Below are 4,103 nucleotides of genomic sequence, written 5' to 3'. Positions count from 1 at the left end.
CCGTTCGGCTGGAGCCGCGCCGTGCCACTCGCCGAGAGGCGACCTGCACACCGACACCTCGTGCCGCCCCGGTGCCCGTCAGGGCCCCGGGGCGGTACTGTCTCCGCCACCACGAGGCCGACGCTCCCGCCGCGCCGCGGGGGATGAGACAGTGAGGGTCGAACGGGACGCGGAGGAGGGCGCGTGACACCGGAAGCGAGCTGGGCGGATTCGCCCGGTGCCGTCGTCCTCCCCAGCGGTGCCGCCGTACGCGGACGCCGCATCGGCGACCCGGCCGCCGTGCCCGCGGACTTCGCCCTGCTGCTGGCGGACGGGCCGCTGCCGGCGTGGCCGCACCGGCGGATCCGGTGGCCGGACTTCTGGGTGCCAATGGACCGGGCCGACGCCCTCGACGCGCTGCGGGAGGCGCTGCGCCGGGCCCACGCGGGCGAGCGGGTCGAGGTGGCCTGCCGCGGTGGCACCGGCCGCACCGGGACGGCCCTGGCCGCCCTCGCCGTCCTCGACGGGCTGCCGGCCGGGGAGGCGGTGCCCTGGGTACGCGCCCACTACCGCGCCCGCGCGGTGGAGACCCCCTGGCAGCGGCGCTGGCTGCGCGGTATCGCCTAGGGTCCGTGTCTCAGCGCAGCACCAGCAGGTCGAGGTGGTCCACGACGGGGCCCGTGACGTGCGGTGCGGCGGCCCGCAGCCGGGCCACCCCCGCCTCGTACTCCGCGTCGCTGATCAGTTGCAGCGGCGTGTGGGCCTGCCGGTCCAGGCGTCGCGCGAAGTCGGCCAGCGACGTGGCGGTGGTCTGCGCGACCGGCTCCACGCTGCTCACCGGGAACCCGGCCGCCGCGAACGCGGTGCGCACCCGGGCCAGGTCGGGGTACGTGCGCAGCACCCGCACCGCCTCGGGGAACCAGTGGAACAGGCCGATCCGCTGGTGCCGGCCGGGGAACGGCGAGCGGATCAGCACCGGTGCGCCGGGCCGGAGCACCCGGCGCAGTTCCCGGGCCGCCGCGTCGAGGTCCGGGATGTGGTGCACCATCGTGGACAGCCAGGCGGCGTCGACGCTGGAGTCGCGCAGGGGCAGCGCGGTGGCGTCCCCGGCGAGCAGGGGCCGGTGGGCGCAGCGGTCCCGCATCGACGCTGCCGGTTCCACCGCCACCACCCGTACGCCGAACCACTCGGTGAAGGCGGACGCCCATGCCCCGGTGCCGGCGCCCAGGTCCAGGAGCGTGGTGGTCGTGCGGAGGCGCAGGTGGTGGTGCACCGCGTGCCGCCAGCGATCCAGGCTCGCCGGGGGCAGCTCGCGGGTGGCGGCGAACGCCGCCGAGTCGGTGTCGTCGTAGGAGATCAGAGCCACGGCCATCACCTCGCCACCGTCGCCGGGAGATCCGGGCGATCGTTGCTCCGGTTCTAGTCGGAGGGTGACGCCGTGGACAACGGCTTGTGAGGAAGTACGCAGGGTATTGACGGGGACGGGCGGCGCCGGGAGCCGAGCGCCGCCCGTCGGTCGTCGCCGGGTCAGTTCAGGGTGCAGGTGGCGAGTGCGTCGAGGTTCGGCCGCTGGCCACCGGCCCGGTTGATGTCGATCTCGATGCGGTCCAGGACGGCGGTCCGCTTGCTTTTCAGCGGGCCGAGGATGGCGTTCTGGACGAAGTTCGGCCCGCCTTCCGGCTTGACCGCCAGCCGGGCCAGGCGGGCGTTGGCGTTGGCGATCTCCCGGTCCAGGTTGCCCAGTTCCCGCTCGACGCCGGCCGCCGCCGCGGCGGGGATCGCGGGCAGCTTGTCGCTGACGCTCGGGCAGTTCACCGTACGCGCACCGGCGACGCCGCCCGCGTCGCCGGTGTTCCCGTTCCCCGCGTTGCCGTTGTTTCCGTTGTCGTTCCCGGCGTTGCCGTTGCCGTTTTCCGCGTTGTCCGCGCCGTTCAGGGCGCACCCGGCGAGGGACTCCAGGCCGGCCGGGGCCGTGCCGCCGACGCGGGTGATGTTCAGCCGGATCCGGTCGAGCACCGCGCGCCGCTTGCCGGCGATGTCGTTGAGCTGGTTGGCCGCCTGCCCCGGCTCCCGGGCCAGCCGGGCGTTGACGTTGACGATCTGCTGCTCCAGGTTGCGCAGCTCCTGGTCCACGCCCGCCCGAGCGGCGGCCGGTACCGCACCGACCCGGTCGGCCACCGACGGGCAGCTCACCGTGACCGCGCCGGCGGCCCGCTTGCCCCGGTTGTTCTCACCGGCGGAGGCCAACTGCAGTCCCGCGCCGAGCAGCAGGGCGGCGACGGCGCCGATCCCGCCGAGCTTGAGGACGGCCTGTTTCTGCGTACGCGTGACCATGCACCTCTCCTTGGTGTGACCGCGCGCGGGCCGACGGTGGGTGTCGGACCACCCTGGGCGCGGTGTGACGGGAGGACGTCGGAACGGCGACGGCGGCCGGCGAGAATCCGCGCCGCGTCGGTGGAACCGTTCCCTGGCCTCCCTCGAACGTTCGGCGGCGGTTCCCGGGATCGCTCCCACCGCGACCCGGATCCGTCCGCTGCTTCCGGCGATGGATACGGGGGTGGCGGCCGGAAGGTTCAACGGGAATCGCGCGGCGAAGCGGCTAGACAAGCGAATCACACTTCGTGAATACTGGTACGTAGTTCGAGGGGGAGTACCCGCCACCGGACGCGCCGCCGTCAGTACGGACCCACCCGGGTCCCGGCGGTGCGGGCCGCCGCCACGGCGGTTCGGGGAGACCTTCGGCCAGCTCGCCGGCGACGTGCGCCGGCCGGTCGAAGGGAGTCCGATGTCCTTCCCCGTCCCGTGGTGGGCCTGGGTGGCGCTGACCGTCGCCATCGCCCTGATGCTCGCCGTGGACCTGTTCCTGCACCGCGACAACCACGTCATCGGCTTCCGCGAGGCGGCGGTCTGGTCGGCGATCTGGATCGCCGCCGGGCTCGCCTTCGGTGTCCTGCTCTGGTTGTGGCAGGGGGACGAGGCGGCCGGTGCCTACTACGCCGGCTACCTCATCGAGAAGGCGCTCTCCGTCGACAACGTCTTCGTCTTCGCGCTGATCTTCACCTACTTCGCGGTGCCCCCGGCGTACCAGCACAAGGTGCTCTTCTGGGGTGTCGTCGGCGCGCTGCTGTTCCGCCTGGTGTTCATCTTCGTCGGCGCGGAACTGCTGGAGACGTTCTTCTGGACCGCGTACGTGTTCGGTGCCTTCCTGCTCTACACCGGCTGGAAGATGGCCTTCCAGCACGACCAGGAGATCCACCCCGACCGCAACCTGGTCGTCCGCGCGGTCCGCCGGGTCGTCCCCACCGACGCCCGCTACCACGGGGAGCGCTTCTTCGTCCGGATCGACGGCAAGCGGGTAGCGACGCTGCTGTTCGTCGTGCTGATCGCGGTCGAGGCCACCGACCTCATCTTCGCCGTCGACTCGGTCGCCGCCGTCCTGGCGATCACCACCAGCACCTTCATCGTCTGGACCGCGAACGCCTTCGCCGTCCTCGGCCTGCGCAGCCTCTACTTCTGCCTGGCCGGACTGCTGCGCCGCTTCACCAAGCTGCACTACGGACTGGCGTTCCTGCTCGCCTTCGCCGGGGTGAAGCTGATCCTGTCGGAGACCCCGGTCGGGAAGCTGCCCATCCCGGTCACCCTCGGCGTCATCGTCGCCACCCTCGCCGCGTCGATCGTCTGGAGCCTGGCCGCCACCCGGAACGCTCCGGTGGCGGACAGCGACGCCGGCCCCCGTACGCCCGTCGGATCCTGACCGATCCGATCATTTGGCTCCCGGCTTTCGGGACCCGGAGAGATCTTGGTGGCAAACGGCCCCTCAAGGGGCCATTCCGTACCAAGATCTCCGAAGGCCGGGCGGGGTCAACCACGCCCACGACGCCGATCTTGCCGACTAGGCTCAGGGGCATGAGAGCTCGGCTGCTGGCGGCCACGGCGACCGCCGTTGTCCTGCCCGGCGCGCTGGTCCCGGCCACACCGGCCGTGGCGTCGGCGAACCCCGCGCGAACGCACCGGTCCACGTCCCCGAAAGCCCCCGCGGCTCATGTGGTAGTCCTTCGTCGCCACGACGTGGTCCCAGCGGTCCGGCTCGGCGGCGAGCAGCCGGGTGATGCCGGCCGCGACGC

General features: G+C 72.8%; 4 protein-coding genes and 1 pseudogene. 2 read left to right on the top strand and 3 right to left on the bottom strand.

Annotated elements, in window-relative coordinates; genetic code table 11:
- Nucleotides 1-183: 183 nt before the first annotated feature.
- On the top strand, nucleotides 184-606 hold the full coding sequence (locus AB0I76_RS24045) for a protein-tyrosine phosphatase family protein (protein WP_357039531.1): 423 nt from the start codon (nucleotides 184-186) through the stop codon (nucleotides 604-606).
- Between the two features lie 10 nt (nucleotides 607-616).
- Here AB0I76_RS24045 and AB0I76_RS24040 read toward each other — a convergent pair whose 3' ends face one another.
- A complete protein-coding gene (locus AB0I76_RS24040) occupies nucleotides 617-1,345 on the bottom strand; it encodes a methyltransferase domain-containing protein (protein WP_357039528.1) in 729 nt (242 codons plus the stop codon).
- A 161-nt stretch (nucleotides 1,346-1,506) separates the two neighbouring features.
- On the bottom strand, nucleotides 1,507-2,313 hold the full coding sequence (locus AB0I76_RS24035) for a hypothetical protein (RefSeq protein WP_357039525.1): 807 nt from the start codon (nucleotides 2,311-2,313) through the stop codon (nucleotides 1,507-1,509).
- A gap of 451 nt (nucleotides 2,314-2,764) precedes the next feature.
- Here AB0I76_RS24035 and AB0I76_RS24030 point away from each other — a divergent pair, with 451 nt between their 5' ends.
- Entirely contained in the window at nucleotides 2,765-3,733 is a 969-nt protein-coding gene (locus tag AB0I76_RS24030; RefSeq protein WP_357039522.1) for a TerC family protein, read from the top strand.
- A 265-nt stretch (nucleotides 3,734-3,998) separates the two neighbouring features.
- Here AB0I76_RS24030 and AB0I76_RS24025 read toward each other — a convergent pair.
- Nucleotides 3,999-4,103: pseudogene (locus tag AB0I76_RS24025) on the bottom strand (nicotinamidase); the annotation flags it as partial.

Source organism: Micromonospora sp. NPDC049799 (assembly GCF_040656655.1).
GTDB lineage: Bacteria > Actinomycetota > Actinomycetes > Mycobacteriales > Micromonosporaceae > Micromonospora.
The sequence above is the reverse complement of the archived record's forward strand: the minus strand, read 5'-3'. Positions and strand labels throughout refer to the sequence as shown.

Bases quoted from the DNA above. Each gene is read 5' to 3' on its own strand.
- AB0I76_RS24035 (WP_357039525.1), bottom strand. From the start codon at position 2,313: ATGGTCACGCGTACGCAGAAACAGGCCGTCCTCAAGCTCGGCGGGATC.
- AB0I76_RS24030 (WP_357039522.1), top strand. From the start codon at position 2,765: ATGTCCTTCCCCGTCCCGTGGTGGGCCTGGGTGGCGCTGACCGTCGCC.